Below are 20,386 nucleotides of genomic sequence, written 5' to 3'. Positions count from 1 at the left end.
GAGCGCTCTTCGAACCGGCCGCAGCGGCTCGGTGATGCCCACCGGGTGACGGCTCAGGCGCCGGGCGCCCGGTAATCCACCTCCTGACGGACCGCCTCGTCGATCTCCTCGGCCGTCAGCAGCGCAACCGTGTTGGTGCGCACGCCACCGGCCGCCGACGTGACCAGCCCCAGAGCCGCGGCGGAGGTGTTGCCTGGCAGGTCCGCCGTGAGGTAGAAGTCCTCCTCGCCGAGTGCCCAGTACGCCGATTCGAGCCGGCCACCCATGCTCTGGACCAACCGCTCGACGACCTCACGGCGCGCGGTGCCGCCCTCTTCGAGCAGGCCCTTCAGTCCGTCCACGGTCAATTTGACCTTGAAGAGGTACTTCGGCATGGGTTCCGCCTTTCACGTCTCGCGCGGCTCTTGCGTCTGTCACATATGCCTCGGTAATCACCCTCAATCCGCATTCTCCCTACTCCTCCGCGTCCGCGTCGCGAGGTCCGCCGCCATACGGCTTACGCCCCGGCCAAGGCGCGGGTCAGCCCACCGACGCGCACGACCACCAGAACAAGATCGTCGGGGGGATACGTCAGGGACTCTGTCCAGCCGTCGCAGGAGTCGACGGCCACAGTCGGAGCGGGCCCGGATCGAACTCCTAATGCGGTGTCACCAGGACGGCCCGTGGAGACAGCGGACATCGTGGTGCCCGCCGCTCATTGCGAGATCGTCTACGAAATCCCGATCAACGGTCACTAGTGCCGCATCAGGCGACGTTTGCCCTGTCGCGACGTGACGTGCCGTTCGGATGCTGGCTCAGGCGGCGAGGTGTTGCAGGCAATGCGGGTGGTAGAAGGAGTACGCGCCACGCGAGATCGATAACGCTGAAGCGTGACGCCCGCTGGTTCCACTACCGACGGGCGGTCTCCTGCACGCTGAGCAACAACCCGTCCTCCATCACGGCAGTCACCACCCGCACGCTCACGACGGAGCCGTCCACGATGTGGCGCTCCAGGAACCGGTACACCTCGGGGGTGATGCTGGTGATTTCCTCGACCTGGATCGACAAGCCAGCCTGACTGCCGCCCGCACCACGCAGGGATTCTCGCAGCGTCTCAAGGTCGAGGATCGCTCCATCTGTCGTCACGAGCACGAAGGACTCGTGGTGTGCGGCCAGGAATGCGTCGAGGCTTTCGGCCTATCCGTCCCTCAGCCACGCAGTCAGATGGTCATGGTGTCGGGCCAAGAAGTTTCCGTTCATCCCCCAACTGTGGCAGTTGATGCCTACCGACCGACGGGTGGTGAGCGATCGCACCAGGGCGAACGATGGCTGATGCGGCACTGGCCCTGACCTGCCCCGTGTCGAATGCGTGCCGAAGGCCGGTCGATGAGGCACCCAGTGCGGGAAAAGAACCAGGTCAGCAAGGGTGCGGCACGAGATACACCAAGCGCCTTCTAGGCGCTTGGCCGCAGGTTCGAGTCCTGCCGGGGGCGCCACCTCCTACCAGCACAAACGCCCCAGAGGGGATCTCCCCTCCAGGGCGTTTCGTGTGTCTGACGGCAACGGCCCCGTCACTCGCCGGACAGCAGGTCTCCCAGCTTGTCCAGAGCGGCCCGCTTCCCCGTCATGTCGGCGTGCGCGTAGATGTTCATGGTCACGTCCAGGGCGCTGTGCCCGACGACGTCCCGGACGGTGTGCGGCGGGATGCCCAGACCCAGCAGCAGGGTCACGCAGGTGTGGCGGAGGCCATGGAAGCGGACGTCCAGGCCGAGCCGCTCGCGGATCGGAGAGAAGTGCCGGTTCAGCTTCCGGGGCTCGATCGGGGTCCCCCGCCTGGTGATGAAGACCAGGCCGCTCTCCTGCCACTGCTCCCCCGCGGCTTCGCACTCTTCCGCCTGGCGCTCACGGTGCCGGCGGAGTGCGTCGACACACACGGCTGCCGGTGGCGATCTTCCTGATCACCACGTGGGCCGTACACATTCGGCCGCACCGGCAGAGCAGGATCGAGCAGTTCGCGTATCCCTCTGTCGCGGTCGCTGTCCTGGTGCCCGCTCACTCGCCGGCGCCGGCCCTGATCGCCGGTCTGTCGGTGGCGGCTCTGGTCGCCGTGGTCACGGTCGCCGACCGGACCGGACGAGAGCGGCACTGAGGTGAAAACGGCACTGGGGTGAGAACACAGCTGCGCGGACGATACGAGTTCGTCCGCGCAGCTGGTCCACCTCTGGTCAGCTCGTGGCCCGTACCGCGTCGCGGATCAAGTCGGCGACCGCCTTCGGCTGGGAGACGGCGACCGCGTGCGACGCCTCCGCGATCTCGACGACGGTCGCCCCGGCGCGCTTGGCCCCGAACCGCTCGACCTCGGGGTTGATCGCCTGGTCCGCTCCGGCCACCAGAGCCCAGGACGGCTTGGTCTTCCACGCGGCCGCGGCAGCCGTCTCCTCGAACGCCGCGGCTGCCAGCGGCCGTTGGGCCACGGCCAGGACCTTGGTGAGGTCGGCGGGCACGTCGGCGGCGAAGACGGACGGGAACGCGTCGGCGGCGATGGTGACCTCGACCGCGGGGTCACCGCCCTCGACGGGATACGTCCACTCCTTCAGGTTGCTCACGAGCGGGGAAAGGGGGAAGCAGCCCTGCAGCTCCCCGAGGCTCTCGCCCTCCTCAAGGACGTAGGCGGCCACATAGACGAGCCCGACGACGTTCTCGGTGGTGCCGGCCACCGTGATCAGCGCGCCGCCGTAGGAGTGTCCGACCAGGATGACGGGGCCCTCGATCTGGGAGGCCACGGATGCGATGTAGGCGGCGTCAGCGGCAAGTCCCCGCAGCGGGTTGGGCGGTGCGATCACCGGGATGCCGTGATTCTGCAGTTCCCTGATGACTCCGGACCAGCTGGCCGCGTCGGCGAACGCGCCGTGGACGAGGACGACAGTGGGGGTAGATGTGATCATGTCAGGTTCCTCCTTGAGGCTCAGGCGGCGTGCAGGGCGGAGCGCAGGGTGTCGGCGGCCAGCGCGATCGCGGCCTCGGCGGCGTGCGTCTCTCGCAGGGCGTTGAGCATCACGAAGTCGTGAATGATGCCTTGGAAGCGCACGGCGACGACCGGAACCCCGGCTTCGCGGAGCTTGCCGGCGTACGCCTCGCCCTCGTCGCGCAGCACGTCGGCCTCGGCCGTAATGACCAGGGCCGGGGGCAGACCGGTGAGTTGCTCGGTGGTGGTGCGCAGTGGTGAGGCGGTGATCTTCGCGCGCTCGGCTTCGTCGGTCGTGTACTGGTCCCAGAACCACTTCATGCCGTCACGGCGCAAGAAGTAACCGGTGGCGAACTGGTGGTAGGAGCCGGTGTCGAAGCTCGCGTCGGTGACCGGGTAGAACAGCACCTGCTGCACCAGCGGGACCCCACCGCGCTCCTTGGCCATCAGCGTCAGCGCGGCGGTCATGTTGCCGCCGACCGAGTCACCGGCGACGGCGATGCGGGCGGGGTCCAGGCCCTTGGCCGCGCCCTGCTGGACGACCCACTGCGCGACCGTGAAGTTCTGCTCGATGGCGACCGGGTAGCGGGCCTCGGGCGACAGGTCGTACTCGGGGAAGACCACGGCGGCGTCCGCGCCGACGGCCAGTTCACGCACCAGACGGTCGTGCGTGTGGGCGTTGCCGAAGACCCAGCCCGCACCGTGGATGTAGATGATGACCGGAAGCGTGCCGGTGGCGCCGGCGGGCTTGACGATCCGCGCACGGACGCTGCCCGTGGGCCCGCCCGGGACGGTGATCCACTCCTCGTCGACCGCGGGCTTGACGATCTCGCCCGACTGCACCCCGTCGACGGCCTTGCGCCCTTCCTCCGGGGGCAGGTCGAACAGGTACGGCGGATTGTCGGTCGCCTCCGCGAAGGCGGCTGCCGCGGGTTCCAGCACCGGCTGAACCGGCTCGTTGGCATCGGACATGGAGATCTCCTGGGTGTTCATGGCACGCCGGCTCTTTCCGGCAATGGCACGTTAAAACCTTCGGCCACGCGGCAATTTCCCTTGAGCGCACTGCTTCTGTCCTCACAGTGCAGGGCTGTCTTCGGGCCTCCGCCGTGACATTCGGAGAAGGGTTCGTCAGTGCGCGGTGAGGCAAATCGCTGTGCACTCGCAGGACATGGGGATGTGTCTGTCGTGTCTATCGTGATGGCGAAGCAACAGCGGTCCCCCCTCCCCCACGGGGCTCGGCTCGATGCGAGCAGGCGGGCATTCGAGTGGGACTGCGTTTTCCCAGAGGGGTTTCAAGAGATGTCAACAATGCCCGTCGGCGGGCTGGTTCCGCGCGCCATCGACAAAGCCGCGGATCTCGTCGTCCGCAACGCGAAGATCCACACGGGGGACCCGGCCCGCCCGCAGGCGGAGGCCCTTGCCATCTGCGACGGCGTCATCACCGTCGTAGGTGACGACAAGGACGTGGCTCCCCACGTCGGCACCGGCACGAAGGTGGTCGACGCGCTGGGGCGGCGGGTGATACCCGGCCTCAACGACTCACACCTGCACGTGATCCGCGGGGGCCTGAACTACGTACTGGAGCTGCGGTGGGACGGTGTGCGCAGTCTGCGTCAGGGTCTGGCGATGCTGCGTGAGCAGGCCGCTCGTACCCCGAAGGGCCAGTGGGTGCGCGTGGTGGGGGGCTGGTCGGCCGAGCAGTTCGCCGAACGCCGGCTGCCGACCGTCGCCGAACTGAACGCCGCCGCGCCGGACACCCCGGTGTTCGTCCTGCACTTGTACCAGTCGGCCGTGCTCAACCGCGCGGCGCTCAAGGCCGTCGGCTTCACCCGGGACACGCCCGACCCCAAGGGCGGCCAGATCGTGCGCGGCCGGGACGGAGAGCCGACCGGCATGCTGCTGGCCGCTCCCAGCGCCCTCATCCTCTACTCGACCTTGGCCAAGGCGCCGGTGCTGCAGAGCGAGGAGGACAAGAAAACCTCCACCCGGCATTTCCTGCGCGAACTGAACAGATTCGGACTGACGTCGGCTATAGACGCCGCAGGTGGATTCCAGAATTTCCCCGACAACTACGCCACCGTCATCGAACTGGCCAGGTCCGGCCAGCTGTCGTTGCGCATCGCCTATCATCTCTTCCCCCAGACGCCCGGCCAGGAGATCGACGACCTGGCCCGCTGGATCGAAATGGTCCGCCCCGGGGACGGGGACGCATGGCTGCGCCTGAACGGCGCCGGTGAGAACCTCACCTGGTCGTCCGCCGATTTCGAGAACTTCACACAGCCGCGTCCGGAACTCACCCCTGACTACGAGGCGGAATTCGAGAAGGCCGTACGCCTCCTCATGGAGAACGGGTGGGGATTCCGGCTGCACGCCACCTACGACGAAACCATCCGCCGTGACCTCGCGGTGTTCGAGAAACTCGCCGCGGAAGGGCTCTTCCCCGCCGAAAACCGGTGGCTGTTCGACCACGCGGAGACCGTCTCCACCGAAAGCCTCGACCGCATCGCCGCCCTCGGCGGCGGCATGTCCGTGCAGAACCGCCTGTCCTTCCAGGGCGAGGCGTTCGTACGGCGCTACGGCCCCGGAGCCGCCGCGGACGCCCCGCCGATCCGGGCCATGCTGGACCGCGGCCTGACCGTGGGCGCCGGCACCGACGCCACCCGGGTCTCCACCTACAACCCCTGGGTCGCCCTGCACTGGCTCGTCAGCGGCCGCACCGTCGGCGATCTGGCACTGCGCCCGCCGGCGAACCGCGTCGACCGGCGGACGGCACTGGCGATGTTCACGCGCGCCGGCGCGGCTCTGACCGGCGAGGACAAGGTCAAGGGCGTGCTGCAGCCGGGTCGTTACGCGGACCTGGCGGTCCTCTCCGAGGACTACTTCACCGTGCCCGAGCCGGACATCGCCCACATCGAGTCGCTGCTGACGGTGACCGGCGGCCGGATCGTGTACGCCACCGCCGAATACGAAGAGCTCGACGAGGAACTTCCCCCCGTCAGCCCGGCCTGGAGCCCGGTGGCGCACTTCGGCGGCTACCAGCCGTTTCACCGGCCGGCCCTTGCAGGCGCCCGCCAGGCGGAGCTGCTCGGCCAGGCCGTCGCCGAGTCGGAGCAGCACCGCCAGTGGCGCATCGGGCGCGGCCTCGCCGTGGACTCCGCGAGCACCCCCTTCGATCCCTGCTTCGACCTCTGAACCCGGAAGGGGCCTGGCCCTGGGCCGCCCTTTCCGGGACACCCCACGAGCTCCGTCCAACAGGGCGGTTTCTTTCCCACGGCACGGACAACAGGCCGCGCCACCACTTGCCGAGAAAGGCTCACTCATGGTCAACATCGCCGAGGTCACCGCTGCCCCCAGCCCCGACCTGCTCACTCCGGACAACTGCGCGGTTCTCTTCGTGGACCACCAGCCGCAGATGTTCTTCGGCACCGGCAGCGGCGACCGCACCGCCATCATCAACTCCACCGTGGGCCTGGCGAAGTCCGCGAAGGTGTTCGACGTGCCCGTCGTGCTGAGCACCGTGGCGTCCGAGTCCTTCTCCGGCCCGCTCATGCCGCAGCTCGCGGACGTCTTCCCCGAGCAGAAGATCATCGACCGCACCACGATGAACGCCTGGGAGGACGTGAACTTCGTCGAGGCCGTCAAGGCCACCGGCCGCAAGAAGCTCGTCATCGCCGGCCTGTGGACCGAGGTCTGTGTCGTCCTGCCGGTGCTGTCCGCCATCGCCCAGGGCTACGAGGTCTACGTGGTCACCGACGCGTCCGGCGGTGTCAGCCCGCAGGCGCACGAGCACGCCGTCCAGCGCATGGTGCAGGGCGGCGCGGTCCCGGTGACCTGGGTGCAGGTGCTCCTGGAGCTCCAGCGCGACTGGGCCCGCACGGAGACGTACGCCGCCGTGGGCGACGTGGTAAAGGAGCACGGCGGCACCTACGGCCTCGGACTGGTCTACGCGCAGGCCGTCATCGGCGCCCACGCCGCCGGCTGACCCAGGGCACGGATACGTCGGGAACAGGCAGGTACACGATGGACGCGGGACTGTTGATCCTCCGGCTGGTGGTGGGGCTGCTCATCGCCGCGCACGGTGTGCAGAAGGTGAGCTTCCGGCTCGGAGGCAACGGATTCGCCGGCGGGGCCGAGGAGTTCCGCCGGGACGGATTCCGCGGCGGCCGGCTGACCGCGCTCGTCGCGGGAGCCAGTCAGATCGGTTCGGGCCTGTTCCTGGGGGCCGGGCTGCTCACGCCCTTGGCCTCGATGGCAGCGATGGGTGTGATGACGGTTGCGGGCACCGTGAAGTGGCCCAAGGGGCTGTGGGTCCAGAACGACGGCTACGAATACCCCCTCGTCCTGGTCGTCGTCTCTGCCGTACTGGCCCTGACCGGGCCCGGACGGTGGTCCGTGGATCACGCGCTGGCGATCACGCCCTGGCCGGTATGGGTCTCGGTCGCCGCGATCGTGACGGGTCCGGCGAGCGGCTTGTTCACGCGCCTGGTACTGCACCGGCCGGCCACCGCGGCACCGGAGAGGACGCGGCATGCGCCGGCTGCTGAGTGACGCGTGGCGCACCCTGGTACCGCGCGGCGAGGAACGGCACGGCCCGCTGCCTCCCCTGATGCTGGTCCTGACGGTGGTCACCGGTCTGGTCGACGCCGTGAGCTACCTGGCGCTCGGGCACGTCTTCGTCGCCAACATGACCGGCAACGTGGTCTTCCTCGGGTTCGCCCTGGCAGGCGCCGACAGCCTGTCCGCGCTCGCGTCCGTCGTCTCGATGGCCGCGTTCCTCGTCGGCGCGCTCACGGGGGGCAGGCTTGCCACGCGGTTCGCCACGCACCGGGGGCACCTGCTGAGTTCGGCCACGGCTGTTCAGGCGCTCCTGGTCGCGGTCACCGTGGCCGCGGCCGCCGTGTCGGGCGGCCGGGTCACCCCTGGCGTCCAGTACACGCTGATCGTGTTCCTGGGGCTCGCCATGGGTCTGCAGAACGCGGTCGCCCGGCGCCTGGGCGTCCCGGACCTCACCACGACCGTCCTGACCCTGACCCTGACGGGCCTGGCAGCGGACTCCACACCGGCGGGAGGCGAGGCGCCGCGCCCCGGCCGCCGGATCCTCTCCGTGCTCGCCATGTTCCTCGGCGCGCTCGCAGGAGCCCACCTCATCCTGCACGGCCATCTCGTCCTCGCCCTGGTTCTGACGCTGGCGTTGCTCGCGGTCACCTCCGTGATCACTCATCGTCTCTCCTCGGCCGATGCGAGCTGGGTTCGGCCGGCGTCCTGACCGACGCCCTTGCCGTGTCCGCTCGGAGCAACCATCGTGCGGTGTGAATGGGCCCGGCAGCGTCGGCTGCCGGGCCCTGCGCATATGCGGATGGTTCTCACCGGATGGTCGGAGATCAGCCGGCGACCCGTGCGTCATGGATCGGCGAGCCGACGCCCGACGCTGCCAGTGCCTGCCATTCAGTGGGGGACATGCCGTACGCCTCTCGGAAGGTGCGGCTGAAGTGCGCTGGGCTGGTGAAACCCCAGCGGTGCGCCACAGCGGCCACAGTGACCCTTCGGTTCGGCGTCCGGCTCAGCTCGTGCCTGCTGGAGTCGAGTCTGCGCTGCCTCACCCACTGGCTCACTGTGGTGTCGTCGTTCTGGAAGAGCTTGTGCAGGTAGCGGACGGAGATGTGGTGCGCACGTGCGATCGTTTCCGGTGACAGGTCCGGCTCCATCAGATGCTCTCCGATATAGGTCCGGATCCGGGACAGCATCTCGTTGCCGGCCTTCGACACGCTCGACGCCTTCTCCGCGGTCTCCGTCTCGAGGAGTTCCATGACAAGGACGGCGACGAGATCCATGGCACTGCGGGCGAGCCGGTCACCGATCATCGACCGGTGGAGCTGCGCCTCGGCGGCGAGCGTGGAGAGGAAGTCCGACACCAGCGCGCCCAAGCCCCCACCGCCTCGCACGGTCACCCCCACGACGCGGTCCAGGTCCCGTTCCGAAACACCCAGGTACCAGCGGGGTATACGGAAAACCGTCATCTCGCAGTCGCCGTCGAACCGCAGGTAATGACGCCGAGCCGGATCGCAGAAAACGAGGTCACCCGGCTCCAGGAGGACCTTGTCCCCGTCCCGGTTGGTCGCGTCCGACCGACGGGCGATCATCCCCAGGTGGAGGAATTCGTCATCCCTCTCGTCCGGCACAGCGGAAACGATCTGGATGTACCCGGATGGCATGGTCATATGAGCTTCTCCAGTACAGCAGGGAAGACAGCAGGACTTTCAAGGAAGTTCCGCCGTGGGCGGCCTCGCGTCCTTCAGCCTGGCAAGAGCCTGTTCCGCAGGCATCAGTAAGTTGACGGTCGATTCCTGACGGCACCGCGGACAGGCGTGTCTCCACGGCCTGTGCCGTACGCGGAGCCCGCTGTCAGCGCCGGTCGGCCAGGGCATCTCCGAGGAAGCGTCCGCCCTGCCTGATCGCAGCCCGCGTGGGCGGGCTGTTCCGCAAAGGGTTCAGGGAGACGAAGTCGTGCACCGTCCCCAGGTAACGAACGGCGGTCACCGGCACGCCCGCCTGCCGCAGCAGGCGAGCGTACTGTTCGCCCTCATCCCGTACAACGTCCGCCTCAGCCGACACGACCAGGGCAGGAGGCAGTCCGGCGAGGTCCTCGGGGGTGGCCCGCAGCGGCGCGGCAGCGGGCTCGGCGAGCTCACGCTCGTCGTCGATGTACTGCCGCCAGTACGACTCGACAGCCGCGCGCGTCAGGAGGTAGCCGTACTCGAACTGTTCCACCGACTCGGTGTCGCAGTTCGGGTCGGTCATCGGGTAGTAGAGCAACTGCGCGCGGATGCGGGGGCCGCCGCGCTGCTTGGACAGCATGGTGAGGGCCGTGGCCATGGTCGCGCCGGCGCAGTCGCCGGACACCGCCAGTCTCCGGTCGTCCACGGCCAGTTCTTCCGCATGCTCGGTCACCCAGGTCAGTACCGCGTACGACTCCTCCACCGGAACCGGATAGCGGGCCTCTGGAGTGCGTGTGTACTCAGGCACGACGAAGGCGGCGCCGCTGATGGCCGCCAGCTCGCTGATCACGCGCGCGTGGGTCCGGGCGTCGCCGAGCATCCACCGGCCGCCATGGAGGTACACGACCACGGGAAGGACGCCGGTCGGCCGCTTCGGCCGGAACACCCAGAAGCCGACGAGCCCGGAGGGACCTACGGGCGCCACGCTGAACTCGGCGTCCACGGCGAATTCGTCAAGCGTGTGGCCCTGCATCTCCAGCAGTGCTTGCCGCCCATCGACGGGACCGAGCTGGTGCAGATACGGCGGTGCGGCCGAGGCGTCGACGAGCCGCTGAACGAGGGGATCGAGGACGACAGCAGGGCGGTCGGATCCGTCGGCGTCCGTGGAGGGATCGAAGTTCACACGTCTTCCTGTAAGTCACGGGTGATCGCTCTTTCGCCTCACGCCGATGGCCATGGCGGGTGAGGCCACGCCGCGGAAGTTCCTCCGCCCTACTGCTCACCGTGGCGGCCTCCCAGATCCTCGACGAAACCGCGGAGCTGGTTGCGGCTGCTGACACCCAGCCTCGGATACACGTTGTAGAGGTGGGAACTGACCGTGCGAGGGGACAGCATCAGTTGCTCCGCGATCTCCCGATTACGCAACCCCTGTGCCGCCAGCCGTACGATCTCCCGCTGCTGGGCGGTCAGCTCCGCCAGCGGGTCGGCCGGGGCGGGCGCGGTGCCCACGCCGCTGGCCCGCAGCTCCACGCGTGCCTCCTCTACCAGGCCCGCCGCACCGAGCCGGGTGAACGACTCCAGCGCCGTGGCCAGGAGCGGGCGGGCGTCCAGGGGGCGCCGTCGCCTGCGCAGCCACTGCGCGTAGTGCAGCCTTGCCTGCGCCCGCGCCAACGGCCACTGGTCGCCCGCCGGGTTCACCGTGGCGAGCCGGAAGTGGTGTTCGGCGTCCTTCGGGTCGCCGGCCAGCGCGGCGGCATGGTGCAACAGCAGGGTCATCCGCATCGTCGGCTGCGGCCCCATCGCGGCACGCACCACCTCGACGATGCGCGCTGCCTCCTGCTGCCGGCCCATCCGCTGGGCGGCAGCGGCGAGATCCGCGACCGACCGGGGGGACAGGAAGTAGTGCACAGACGTGCCGTCCTCGGCGAACAGCGACCGGAAGTGCCGGAACGCGCCGTCGAAGTCGCCGGCCGCCGCAGCGGCGGTGCCAGCGGCCCGCAGCAGGCGGGCGTGTGTGGCGCGGTTCTCCTCAAGGCCGACTGCCGTCCAGGACGGGTCCGCCGGGATGTCGGCGGGCTCCCCGCGCAGGGCGCGCAGGGTCACCCGCAGCGCCTCCGCGTCGATCTGAAGGTGCCTGAGCTTCTGGACGGCCGCCAGTGTCGCGATCTCCTCCAGATGTTCGTCGGCCTCCACCCACCGTCCTGTGTCGATCAGTGCCGAGCCCATCGCCGCGAGCGTGGGAGCGGCAGGGCCCATCGAGCCGTACGCCCTGAGCATGGCGTACGCCTGCCGGAAGGACTCCACGCACAGGTCGGACTCGTCGGCGTACCAGGCGACACCGCCGAGGGAGTGCACCCGGGTCATCTCCGCGACACCGGCCGTTCCCTCCGGCATGCCCGGTCGCCGGCGTATGCGCCGCAGCAATTCGGGGGCGTTGGCCGGTTCGGTCCCGGCCAGGGCCACGGCCCGCACCGCGTCGGAGGCTTCGTTCGTCGTCAGCTCCGAGTAAGGGGTGTCGCGGTTCCCGGCCTCGCCTCCGTCGAGCAGGGCGGCGATCGGGTGCCTGACCTCGGGCAAGCCTGACTGGAACGCGACTGCCTGGAGCACTGCGGCCAGGGCGAGCACTGTCATGCCGTCCCTGGGTGGATCCGGCTCCAGCGCGTTCATCAGCACCTGAAATCCCTGCCGCTGGTGGCCGAACGACGACAGGGCGATTCCGGCGCCGCAGGCCGCGACGCCCAGCAGGTCCCGGTCCTCGGTCAACGCGGTGACCTTGTCGTACAACTCACGTACCCACGATGGGTCGCCGGCGTTCTGGGCGGCTCTGAGGGCCTTGGCGTACCGACGCGCCCGGTCGGCGGTGGCGGGGCTGCACTCCGCCGACCGTTCCAGCGCCCGTGCCGCCGCGAAGAAACCACCGCGCCGCTCGGCCAGCTCGGCGGTGTCCTCCAGGGCCGCCGCCACGGACTCGTCCCGGCCGAGGCACGCGGCGGCCAGATGCCAGGCGCGGCGGGCAGGATCGGCCGTGAGGACAGCCGCCAGGTCCCGGTGCGCCTGCTGCCGGAGGTAGGCCGGGGCTCCGTTGTAGGAACCCGCGCGTGCCAGCGGATGCCGGAAGATCACACGTCCGTCCACGACGGCCACGAGACCGGCCTCCTCGGCCGAAGCCCATGCCCCGAGATCCGGCTCCGCCCCGGCGGCGGCCATGATCGTGGCGACGTCTTCGTACTCCGACGCCGCGGCGTACAGGATGAGCCGCTGGGTCATCTCCGGGAGGCCGCGCAGGCGGGCGGCGTACAACTCCTGGATACGCTCCGTCTGCGGCAGCCCGCCGCCGGGTAGTGCTCCCGCACCGTCCCTTCCGGCGGCGCGGCACAGCTCGATGACGGCCAGCGGGTTTCCGTGGGCCTGCCGCAGCAGCTCGCGCCGCGTCCGGCCGGTGGGCGCGTGGGGCTGGGCGTCCATGAGTTCGGCCGCCGCCTGTTCGCTCAGCGGGCCCAGCAGCAGAGTGCCCAGGTCCACCGGGACACCGTCCGGGGGCGTCTGCCCGCGTGCCGTCAGCAGCACCGGCACGGCCTCCGCCGTGATCCGGCGTATCACGAAGCTCAGGACGTCGAGAGAGTCGCGATCGAAGTGCTGGACGTCATCGACGGCCAGCAGGACGCGCTGCCGGCGGGAGACCTCGGCGAGCAGCCTCAAGACCGCCATACGCAGTGGCATGGGATCGGCCGCCCCCTCGGCGGGAGCGAGGCCGAACGCTGTCTCGAGGGCCGTCCGCAGATGGTCGGGCAGCGCGGCGGTATCGGACAGGACGGGGAGGAGTAACTGGTGCAGGGACGCGAAGGACAATCGCGACTCGGCCTCGATGCCCTGGGACGCCAGGACGAGCATTCCGCTGTCCCGTGCGTGGTCGACGGTGGCCGCCAGGAGCCTCGACTTGCCCGTGCCGGCGTCGCCGAGCAGGAGCAGCATCCGCGGCTCGGTCCGCCCCTCGACGATGTCGAGGATCTGAGCGATCTCGGCCTGTCGGCCCAACAGCGGTATGCCGGACAAGGGGCGGTGCGGGGTGCAGCTCCTGACTTCCATGCTGGACCTCGCTCGGTTCGGCCACGGCGGCTCCTTCTGTGTACGTTCCCAGAGCCTACGACGGCGCGGCCGACCAGCCAGGGCATTCGAGCAGATTGCCACCACGAGCGATGCCAGTTCCCGGCCCCGGCCAAGCACCGGTTCCTTGCAGGCAGGACCGCGCCCGAGACGTTGATCACGCTCCAGCCCTCGGAGTGGTGTGGCCCGCCAGCGTCGGCCTCAGTGGAACCGCAGGTCGGATAGCTGCCGTTCGAGCACGGTGATGTCGTCCTCCCCCGACTCCTGCCCCACCGCGCGGGCGGCCATCAGGGCGGCCAGCTCGCCGCCCGCCCGCCGTATGCGCGCGGGCAGACCCTCGGTGTACTCGTCGCCGCCGGATCCCCAGTCCTCGGACGCCGCGTACGACCGCGAACTCCTTCCGCAGCACGGGCACGACCTCTTCGCCGAGGATGTCGAGCTGCTCCAGGACGGTCTTCAGCGGCAGCCCCGCGTAATCCATCAGGAACAACTGACGCTGGTAGTCGCCGACGGCCTCGCGGAAGGACAGCGTCCGCTCAATGACCTCCTGGGGAGAACCCACCGTCAGCGGAGTCTGCTCGGTGAACTCCTCCAGCGACGGACCGTGCCCGTAGACGGGCGCGTTGTCGAAGTACGGGCGGAACTCCCGTACGGCGTCCTGGAAGTTCCTCCGCATGAACACCTGCCCCCGAGGCCGACGATGGCCTCCTCGGGCCGGCCGTGACCGTGGAAGGCGTACCGCCGCCGGTACAGCTGGACCATCTGCCTCGTGTGGTCGGCGGGCCAGAAGATGTTGTTGTGGAAGAAGCCGTCGCCGTGGAAGGCCGCCTGCTCGGCGATGTAGGCATCGGTGGGACAGCGGCCATGTCTGAGCGTGCAGAGGTACTTGCCTGTCAGTGCCCTTTTCATCCAACCGAGGCGCTGCAATCCGGTAAGCAGACGGCCCGGAGCCGGCGCGTGGGTCGACGCCTGTCGCAGGTGTGGCGCGACAACGGTCCGGTGCCGGGTCACTTCGCCAGGAAGGCCAGGAGTGCAGCGTTGACCTCCTCCGCGTGGGTCCAGAGCAGGCCGTGCGGGGCGCCCTCGATCTCCACGTAGCCGGCGGACGGGAGGGCCTTGTGGAACGGCCGCGCGGTTCCCTCGACGGGCAGGATGCGGTCGCCCGTGCCGTGCAGGATCAGGGCCGGTACGTCGATGGCCGGGATGTCGGCCCGGAAGTCGGTGTACCAGGTCGACGGCGCAGCGGCGGCGGCGAAGAAGCCGCCGCCCGCGGCGACGTTCCAGCTGTTGCGGACGGCCTCTTCGCTGATCCGGGTGCCGAGGTTCTCGTCCAGGTTGTAGAAGTCCCGGTAGAAGTTCGTGTAGTACGCGTAGCGGTCAGCCTTGACGGCCGCGACGACGCCGTCGAAGAACTCCTTCTCGGCGACGCCGTCCGGGTTGTCGTCGCTCTTGAGCAGGCAGGGCTCCAGCGAAGCCAGGAAGGCGACCTTGGCGACTCGGGCGGAGCCGTAGCGGGACACGTACCGGGCGACCTCTCCGGTGCCCATGGAGAATCCGACCAGGACGGCGTCCCGCAGGTCGAGAGTCTCCATCACGGTGTTCAGGTCGGCCGCGAAGGTGTCGTAGTCGTAACCGGTCGTCGGCTGGCTGGACTGCCCGAAACCGCGGCGGTCATAAGTAATGACGCGATAACCGGCGTCGAGCAGCACAGCACTCTGCCGCTCCCAGGAGTGGCCGTCGAGCGGGAAGCCGTGAATGAGGACGACCGGCTGCCCGGTTCCGTGGTCCTCGTAGTAGAGGTCGATGGTGGTGGAGTTCTCTTGGCCTACGGTGATGAACGGCATGCGTCGCTTCCTCGTGTGGGATGAATGCGCGTGGACAGGGACTCGGTCACGCTAGGACGGACGCCGCACCGCCAGTTGTCGCACAGTGCACCACTCCTTGCCCGCAGACGCAGGGATGGCGGGCACGGACAGGCCATCGACCCGACGCTGACGGGCAAGGCCCCTGTCTTCGCGCTGCGCAGGTTCAGCTCGCCTCTGGAGAAATCCCTCGCGGACACCGTGGGCGCGCCGCCCGGGGGGCGACTCGAAGACGTGCGGGGGCAGCACGGCCTTACGGGGGTTGCGCCACGCCCGACGGATGTCGGAACCGGCCAGGATGCCGCCAGACTCACCTTGGAACAGCAGGTCAAATCATGCGCACGCATGGAAAAGCTAACGATCTCGCAAAAGGCTCCCACCGAGAGGCCGGACAGACCGGGTAACGCGGGACAGACCACCCCGCCCCGCCCCGCCCTTTACTTGATGGTAACTTTCACCAGCCGCTCTGACTTGACCATCAGAGCCACACAACAGAAAACAAACGGGAGAAATTGCGCAAGTTGGCTGTAGGCGCTCTCGCTGCCGGCCTCTTCGCCATGGGGGCGGGCACGGCGTTCGCTGCCTCGTGGCATGACATTCCGACACTCTCGACCGGTGGTGCAAAATTCCACCACGGTCAGTACAAGTGGCACCCTGCAGGCCAGAACCACGGGGCCTTCGAGTGGAAGGGCCCGCTTCAGGACGCCGACCACGGCGACGGCCACAACGTGTACATGCAGGTGAAGGTCGAGGGCTACGACTGGAACCGCTACAACGGCAAGCAGAAGAAGACCGTTCCGGTGGGGGCCTCCAACTGGGCGCCCCCGCAGCGGTACACCGACGACGCGTACATCCGCGTCTGCCGTGACAAGGGTTCGCTCAACCCGGACAACTGCTCGGCCACCAAGCACTACCAGAGGTAAACAACAGCACACCGCCAAGTACCGGGCCCAGGCTGACCCCCTGGGCCCGGTCGCTTCTTTGGGGATAGCCATCAGTACGTCAGAAGTCCTTTCCGCCGAAGGCGTTGACCTTTCCTACGGCAAGCAACTGGCTGTCAGCGACGCCCACCTCTCGATCTCCCGAGGGGAGGTCGCGGTCATCACCGGACAGAGCGGTTCGGGAAAGTCATCGCTGCTGTACTGCCTCGCGGGGGTGCTGCCTCCCGCGCGCGGACGCGTGCGGTTCGAAGGACAGCCGCTCGGCGATCTCACCGACGACGAGATCAGTACGCTGCGCCGTGAACCCTTCGGGTTCGTCTTCCAGTACGGCGAACTGCTCCCCGAGTTGACCATCGAGGAGAACACCGCCCTGCCACTGCGCTTGGCCGGGCAGCGCAAGCGGCCCGCGCTCGCGGCCGCCGGCGAGGTCCTCACCCGGCTGGGACTCGGCGAACTGCGCGAGCGCCGCCCGTCGCAGGTGTCAGGCGGTCAGAGCCAACGCGTTGCCGTCGCTCGGGCCCTGGTCCACCGCCCGGCCGTCGTGTTCGCCGACGAGCCGACCGGGTCGCTGGACAGTGCCAACGCATCCACCGTACTGAAGGAGTTCCTCGGCCTGGCGCGCTCGCAGGGCACTGCCGTCATCCTGGTCACCCATGACCCCGCCGTCGCCGCACAGGCCGACAGCCATTACACGATGTCCGACGGAGTCCTCACCCCCCGGGGGGCGGCGTGAGGGAGTTCCTGCTCGGTCTGCGCCTGCTGTTCGGCGCCGGCCGCGGCAACCGCATACGTTTCTTCCTCATGGCGGCCGGCGGCTCCCTCGGGGTCTGCTGCCTCGCCCTCGTCCTCACCATCCCTCAGATCCTCGACGCACACGACGGCCGGGCAGCCGCACGACAGCCACGGTCCGCTTCGGTGAAGCCCGCGGGTTCCACGCTGGTCCTCCAGCGCACCGACCCCTACGGCTCCAAAGCCTTCACCCGGGTGTTCATCGCCAAGGGGGCCAAGGACGCCGACGAGCTCCCGCCAGGGCTGAAGGAACTTCCGGACCCGGGCGAGGTGTTCCTCTCCCCCCGCGCAGCCGACCTGCTCCGTGACCAGCCCGCGGTCGCGGGACTCCTGCCCGGCGACGAGAAGGGTCTGATCGGCGCGACAGGGCTCGCCCACCCGGACGAACTGTTCGCCTACATCGGCACAACACGCGACAAGATCGCAGACGAAGGTCGCGCCCTGAAGGGCTGGGGATACAGTTACGCCCCCTTCCCCGCCGTCGAACCCTCGACCCTGACCTACATCCGCTTCGCCCTGGGGTCACTCGTCCTGCTGCCCCTCGGCATCTTCCTCTCCGTCTGTGCCCGGCTCTCCGCCGCCAGCCGGAACCGCCGCCTCGCGTCCCTGCGTCTGCTGGGCCTGAGTACCAAGGGCACCCAGCGGGTCAACGCTGCCGAAACCGTCGTCGCGGCGCTGTTCGGCGCGATTCTCGGCCTCGGCGAGTACTGGGTCCTGAACCAGGTGATGACCCGGACCGGACTGCCCAGTCTGCGGTGGTACCCGGCCGATGGCGCGTTGTCCGCGACGACCATCGCCGTCTGTCTGATCGGCGCCCCGCTCCTCGCCTGGTTCGTCGGCCGGGCCAGCGCACGCGATGCCGCCGCCAATCCACTGGCGGTACGCCGCACCGCCGCACCCAGGCACCCCGCCAAGTGGGGCGGCCTGCTCCTGGTGGCCGGCCTCGGCATCGTCGTCGGCTACTGCGCCACCGGCTTCACCGACCACCCCGCCGACACCCTCGGCCCGAACGCGTTCCTGATGCCCGCAGGCATCCTGCTGACCGGCCTGGGGCTGGTGCTGACGCTGCCCCTGATCTCCTACGCCCTCGCCCGCCGGCTGGCGCGAACCACCCAGTCCCTCACCCTGAATCTGGCGATGCGCCGCAACGAGGTCGAGCCGGGCAGCACCATGCGGGTCGTCACCGGCCTCGTGCTGCTCGTCTTCTCCGCCTCCCTCGCCCAAGGCGTCCTCATCCAACTGGAGCAGGTAACCCGGCCGTCCGCTCCCGTACAGGACTACTCCATCTCCCTGTCATCGCTCACCTCACGGCAGCAGCAGGAAGTCGCCGGCGTACCGGGGGTCCGCGCGCACGCGGTGACGATGGAGTCCTGGACCGACCCCGATGGTTCCGCTGACCAGCCCTGGGGCAGCGCGCCCTCGTAGCCACCTGCGATCAGTTGGCCAAGCTGGTACGGCACTCCGAGGGCTGCGTGGACGGCAAGGTGATGCGGCTCAGTGACCCGAACGCCGGCACCGGACAGGGCGCGCGTCCCGGTGACACCCTTTCCTTCCGCATACCGGAGGGTGGACGTGGCAAGACCCTGGACATCACACTTCCGCACGACGTGATCGCCTACAGCTCGTACGACCCGTCGGCGGTCCACGGAGCGGACGTGCTCATCCCGCCGTCGGCGCTGCCCGACACGGCAGGCCCGGAGGGTGCGCGGTACGTCCTCACCAGCGGCTCCGACCACGCTGAGGTCCGCAAGGTCCTCGACGGCATCGCCGCCGTCGCCCCGACCACCGCTGTCGAACCCGTCGGCGTGAACGTCGAGGGACTTCAGCAGATCGCAGTCCTCGAGACCCTCCTCGCCGTCGGCATGATCATGGGGCTGGTCATCGGGACCGCAGCCTTCGTCGTCTCGGCGACCGACCGGGCGGTGGAGCGGCGCGCACAGGTCACCGCCATCACGCTGATCGGAGCACGGGCGCGGACGATGCGGGCCGTGCAGTGCGTACAGGTCGTGCTCCCCTTGAGTGTCGGGCTCGCGCTGGCACTCGTGACGGGCAAGCTCGCCGAGTCCTGCTATCTCATCACCGGCGGCAGCGAGGTCTACTGGGACTTCGCCGGTGTCCCGGTGCTCGCGCTCGCGGCAGTGGGCGTGGCGGGTGTGTCCGCCGTCGGCACGCTCCCGCTCGTAGGACGGCGCATCGACCCGGAACTGATCCGCCGCGACTGACCACGTGCACTCGACTGCTCCCAGGTTGCCTCCTCCCCGACGGCCCGGCCCCTCCCCCAGGCAGCACGAAGAGACTCGTGCGGGTGGGGGGCATGTCCTTCAAGACGCTGTGGGCCGTTTGTGGCTCGGCCGTAGAGCAGGGAGGTACAGCAACCACGGCAACCGACCCCGTCCGGCAGCATGCGAGGTGGCTTTATCCGCAGGAACGGACAGCGCTTCGACAGTGGTCCAGGAGGTGTCTTGCCGTCGGCACCGGCTCGGAAATTCACGCCTTCCTACAGCACCGGGCCTTCCTGGCTGACCGAGCGCCTCGGCTGGTCAACGCCAGTCGTCGATCACATACGCGTCGGGGTGGCTGTACCCGGGTTCGTTGGGCCTGTGCATCGTCACACCCTGCAACCAGGTGCGGAAACCGCGGTCGATCATGCGCCGGTAGGCATCCGGGTGGCCCAGGTTCATGCCGGCGTCCAGTTGCCTCAGCCCGCGCTCGGCGGCCAGCCGCTCGCACGCGTCGAGCAGTCGCTCGAACCGGTCGGCGGCCTCCGGACCAGGACGTACGGCGCCGAATTTGACGAAGCACACGTCCGCGCCGGCCTCCGACCCGGCTCCGCAGTGGCAGACGGCCAGGCCGTCGAGCTCGGAGCCGGCGCCATGGAGCAGGATGGTGTCACCGAGTCCCTGTGCGTGCGCGGCCACGATCTCGCGTTCCAGACTCAGCCCCTCGTACACGGCTTGGGTCAGTGCGCGACAGAGGCTCAGCGCGTCGAGCCGCTCGGCGGCGGGCAGTTCGCCGTAGAGCACCCGGCCGGGGACTGCGGCACCGTCTGTGACCTGCTTCTTCATGATGGCTGTGAGGAATCGAGGCCAGAAGCCGTACCGGCGGTAGAGCTCAAGATGCTTGGGGCTGTGCGCGAAGGTGAACAGGCCGAGGTGGCGGTTCCCCCAGGCGTCGAAGCAGTCGATGACCGGCTCCATCAGACGCCTGCCGATGCCCTGGTCCCACAGATCCGGACGTACGGTCAGCGGTCCGAAGAACCCGACGCTGCCCCAGTTGGCGGCGAAGTTCGATCCAACCACTTCGCCCCCGACCGTGGCCGCGAACGCCGCCTGTGGATCGGCCGCCCAGCGGGTGCGGACGTAGTCGACGGTCCCGAACGGATCAGGTGCCCCCAGGAAGGTCCCGAAGGCGACACTGCAGATCTCATCGGCCCGATCCAGGTCCGCCTCATCCAGCGGGCGGACTGATACCGGGGCCGCGCCACTCTTGCGCTCCGCTGCTGGTGAAACCATCACTCTCTCCTTCCTGCCC

The 20,386-nt window shown here is 69.0% G+C and carries 19 protein-coding genes and 3 pseudogenes; 10 read left to right on the top strand and 12 right to left on the bottom strand.

The annotated features are described in order from the left end of the window. Positions 1–53: 53 nt before the first annotated feature. On the bottom strand, positions 54–374 hold the full coding sequence (locus ACWD1U_RS04050; RefSeq protein WP_184558278.1) for a GYD domain-containing protein: 321 nt from the start codon (positions 372–374) through the stop codon (positions 54–56). Positions 375–653: 279 nt separating this feature from the next. On the opposite strand from ACWD1U_RS04050, the pseudogene ACWD1U_RS04045 reads away from it, so the two are divergent. After that, a pseudogene (locus tag ACWD1U_RS04045) lies at positions 654–737 on the top strand (GntR family transcriptional regulator); the annotation flags it as partial. Positions 738–888: 151 nt separating this feature from the next. Here ACWD1U_RS04045 and ACWD1U_RS04040 read toward each other — a convergent pair. Beyond that, positions 889–1,131 carry a hypothetical protein gene (locus tag ACWD1U_RS04040; RefSeq protein ID WP_451104195.1) on the bottom strand — a complete coding sequence of 81 codons (243 nt, stop codon included), beginning with the start codon at positions 1,129–1,131 and terminating at the stop codon, positions 889–891. 419 nt (positions 1,132–1,550) lie between these two features. Then, entirely contained in the window at positions 1,551–1,913 is a 363-nt protein-coding gene (locus ACWD1U_RS04035; protein ID WP_451104193.1) for a tyrosine-type recombinase/integrase, read from the bottom strand. Here ACWD1U_RS04035 and ACWD1U_RS04030 point away from each other — a divergent pair. After that, entirely contained in the window at positions 1,898–2,128 is a 231-nt protein-coding gene (locus ACWD1U_RS04030; protein ID WP_451104191.1) for a hypothetical protein, read from the top strand. The genes ACWD1U_RS04035 and ACWD1U_RS04030 overlap by 16 nt on opposite strands. 76 nt (positions 2,129–2,204) lie before the next feature. On the opposite strand, the gene ACWD1U_RS04025 is transcribed toward ACWD1U_RS04030, so the two are convergent. Both ACWD1U_RS04025 and ACWD1U_RS04020 read right to left on the bottom strand, forming a co-directional pair. Continuing rightward, a complete protein-coding gene (locus ACWD1U_RS04025; protein WP_451105000.1) occupies positions 2,205–2,921 on the bottom strand; it encodes an alpha/beta fold hydrolase in 717 nt (238 codons plus the stop codon). Positions 2,922–2,944: 23 nt separating this feature from the next. Continuing rightward, on the bottom strand, positions 2,945–3,916 hold the full coding sequence (locus tag ACWD1U_RS04020) for an alpha/beta hydrolase (RefSeq protein WP_451104998.1): 972 nt from the start codon (positions 3,914–3,916) through the stop codon (positions 2,945–2,947). A 327-nt stretch (positions 3,917–4,243) separates the two neighbouring features. Between ACWD1U_RS04020 and ACWD1U_RS04015 the strand changes: the two genes are divergently transcribed. The 4 genes from ACWD1U_RS04015 to ACWD1U_RS04000 all read left to right on the top strand — a co-directional run bounded on the left by ACWD1U_RS04015 (position 4,244) and on the right by ACWD1U_RS04000 (position 8,210). Further along, positions 4,244–6,136 carry an amidohydrolase gene (locus ACWD1U_RS04015; RefSeq protein ID WP_451104189.1) on the top strand — a complete coding sequence of 631 codons (1,893 nt, stop codon included), beginning with the start codon at positions 4,244–4,246 and terminating at the stop codon, positions 6,134–6,136. 127 nt (positions 6,137–6,263) lie between these two features. After that, positions 6,264–6,926 carry a hydrolase gene (locus ACWD1U_RS04010; protein ID WP_451104187.1) on the top strand — a complete coding sequence of 221 codons (663 nt, stop codon included), beginning with the start codon at positions 6,264–6,266 and terminating at the stop codon, positions 6,924–6,926. Between the two features lie 38 nt (positions 6,927–6,964). After that, positions 6,965–7,492, top strand: coding sequence for a DoxX family protein (locus tag ACWD1U_RS04005; RefSeq protein ID WP_451104185.1), 528 nt, complete (start codon positions 6,965–6,967; stop codon positions 7,490–7,492). After that, positions 7,473–8,210 carry a YoaK family protein gene (locus ACWD1U_RS04000; RefSeq protein ID WP_451104184.1) on the top strand — a complete coding sequence of 246 codons (738 nt, stop codon included), beginning with the start codon at positions 7,473–7,475 and terminating at the stop codon, positions 8,208–8,210. The genes ACWD1U_RS04005 and ACWD1U_RS04000 overlap by 20 nt, the downstream gene beginning before the upstream one ends. Before the next feature lie 115 nt (positions 8,211–8,325). Here ACWD1U_RS04000 and ACWD1U_RS03995 read toward each other — a convergent pair whose 3' ends face one another. From ACWD1U_RS03995 to ACWD1U_RS03970, 6 genes and pseudogenes are all read right to left on the bottom strand, one after another. Beyond that, positions 8,326–9,162, bottom strand: coding sequence for a helix-turn-helix domain-containing protein (locus ACWD1U_RS03995; RefSeq protein ID WP_451104182.1), 837 nt, complete (start codon positions 9,160–9,162; stop codon positions 8,326–8,328). 184 nt (positions 9,163–9,346) lie between these two features. Continuing rightward, complete coding sequence (locus tag ACWD1U_RS03990; protein WP_451104180.1) at positions 9,347–10,342, bottom strand: alpha/beta hydrolase; 996 nt, start codon at positions 10,340–10,342, stop codon at positions 9,347–9,349. Positions 10,343–10,431: 89 nt separating this feature from the next. After that, positions 10,432–13,245 carry a helix-turn-helix transcriptional regulator gene (locus ACWD1U_RS03985; protein WP_451104178.1) on the bottom strand — a complete coding sequence of 938 codons (2,814 nt, stop codon included), beginning with the start codon at positions 13,243–13,245 and terminating at the stop codon, positions 10,432–10,434. 219 nt (positions 13,246–13,464) lie between these two features. Continuing rightward, positions 13,465–13,647 (bottom strand): annotated as a pseudogene (locus ACWD1U_RS03980) (oxidoreductase); the annotation flags it as partial. Then, positions 13,643–14,103: pseudogene (locus ACWD1U_RS03975) on the bottom strand (LLM class flavin-dependent oxidoreductase); the annotation flags it as partial. The pseudogenes ACWD1U_RS03975 and ACWD1U_RS03980, both read right to left, overlap by 5 nt. Positions 14,104–14,270: 167 nt before the next feature. Further along, on the bottom strand, positions 14,271–15,107 hold the full coding sequence (locus tag ACWD1U_RS03970; protein ID WP_451104176.1) for an alpha/beta fold hydrolase: 837 nt from the start codon (positions 15,105–15,107) through the stop codon (positions 14,271–14,273). Between the two features lie 539 nt (positions 15,108–15,646). On the opposite strand from ACWD1U_RS03970, the gene ACWD1U_RS03965 reads away from it, so the two are divergent. The 4 genes from ACWD1U_RS03965 to ACWD1U_RS03950 all read left to right on the top strand — a co-directional run bounded on the left by ACWD1U_RS03965 (position 15,647) and on the right by ACWD1U_RS03950 (position 19,077). Continuing rightward, entirely contained in the window at positions 15,647–16,048 is a 402-nt protein-coding gene (locus ACWD1U_RS03965) for a hypothetical protein (protein ID WP_451104174.1), read from the top strand. 64 nt (positions 16,049–16,112) lie between these two features. Further along, positions 16,113–16,799 carry an ABC transporter ATP-binding protein gene (locus tag ACWD1U_RS03960; RefSeq protein ID WP_451104996.1) on the top strand — a complete coding sequence of 229 codons (687 nt, stop codon included), beginning with the start codon at positions 16,113–16,115 and terminating at the stop codon, positions 16,797–16,799. Continuing rightward, positions 16,796–18,280, top strand: coding sequence for an FtsX-like permease family protein (locus ACWD1U_RS03955; protein WP_451104172.1), 1,485 nt, complete (start codon positions 16,796–16,798; stop codon positions 18,278–18,280). Before ACWD1U_RS03960 ends, ACWD1U_RS03955 begins: the two co-directional genes overlap by 4 nt. Before the next feature lie 14 nt (positions 18,281–18,294). Further along, positions 18,295–19,077, top strand: a complete 783-nt coding sequence (locus tag ACWD1U_RS03950; RefSeq protein ID WP_451104170.1) for a hypothetical protein — start codon at positions 18,295–18,297, stop codon at positions 19,075–19,077. A gap of 318 nt (positions 19,078–19,395) precedes the next feature. Here ACWD1U_RS03950 and ACWD1U_RS03945 read toward each other — a convergent pair whose 3' ends face one another. Continuing rightward, complete coding sequence (locus ACWD1U_RS03945) at positions 19,396–20,367, bottom strand: GNAT family N-acetyltransferase (protein WP_451104168.1); 972 nt, start codon at positions 20,365–20,367, stop codon at positions 19,396–19,398. Positions 20,368–20,386: the final 19 nt, after the last annotated feature.

This window comes from Streptomyces sp. NPDC002788, from assembly GCF_053592115.1.
The sequence above is the reverse complement of the archived record's forward strand: the minus strand, read 5'-3'. Positions and strand labels throughout refer to the sequence as shown.

Coding starts and splice junctions, on each gene's coding strand:
- ACWD1U_RS04050 (WP_184558278.1), bottom strand. CDS start 374: ATGCCGAAGTACCTCTTCAAGGTCAAATTGACCGTGGACGGACTGAAG.
- ACWD1U_RS03945 (WP_451104168.1), bottom strand. CDS start 20,367: ATGGTTTCACCAGCAGCGGAGCGCAAGAGTGGCGCGGCCCCGGTATCA.
- ACWD1U_RS03995 (WP_451104182.1), bottom strand. CDS start 9,162: ATGACCATGCCATCCGGGTACATCCAGATCGTTTCCGCTGTGCCGGAC.
- ACWD1U_RS04020 (WP_451104998.1), bottom strand. CDS start 3,916: ATGTCCGATGCCAACGAGCCGGTTCAGCCGGTGCTGGAACCCGCGGCA.
- ACWD1U_RS04015 (WP_451104189.1), top strand. CDS start 4,244: ATGTCAACAATGCCCGTCGGCGGGCTGGTTCCGCGCGCCATCGACAAA.
- ACWD1U_RS04000 (WP_451104184.1), top strand. CDS start 7,473: ATGCGCCGGCTGCTGAGTGACGCGTGGCGCACCCTGGTACCGCGCGGC.
- ACWD1U_RS03985 (WP_451104178.1), bottom strand. CDS start 13,245: ATGGAAGTCAGGAGCTGCACCCCGCACCGCCCCTTGTCCGGCATACCG.
- ACWD1U_RS04005 (WP_451104185.1), top strand. CDS start 6,965: ATGGACGCGGGACTGTTGATCCTCCGGCTGGTGGTGGGGCTGCTCATC.
- ACWD1U_RS03970 (WP_451104176.1), bottom strand. CDS start 15,107: ATGCCGTTCATCACCGTAGGCCAAGAGAACTCCACCACCATCGACCTC.
- ACWD1U_RS04010 (WP_451104187.1), top strand. CDS start 6,264: ATGGTCAACATCGCCGAGGTCACCGCTGCCCCCAGCCCCGACCTGCTC.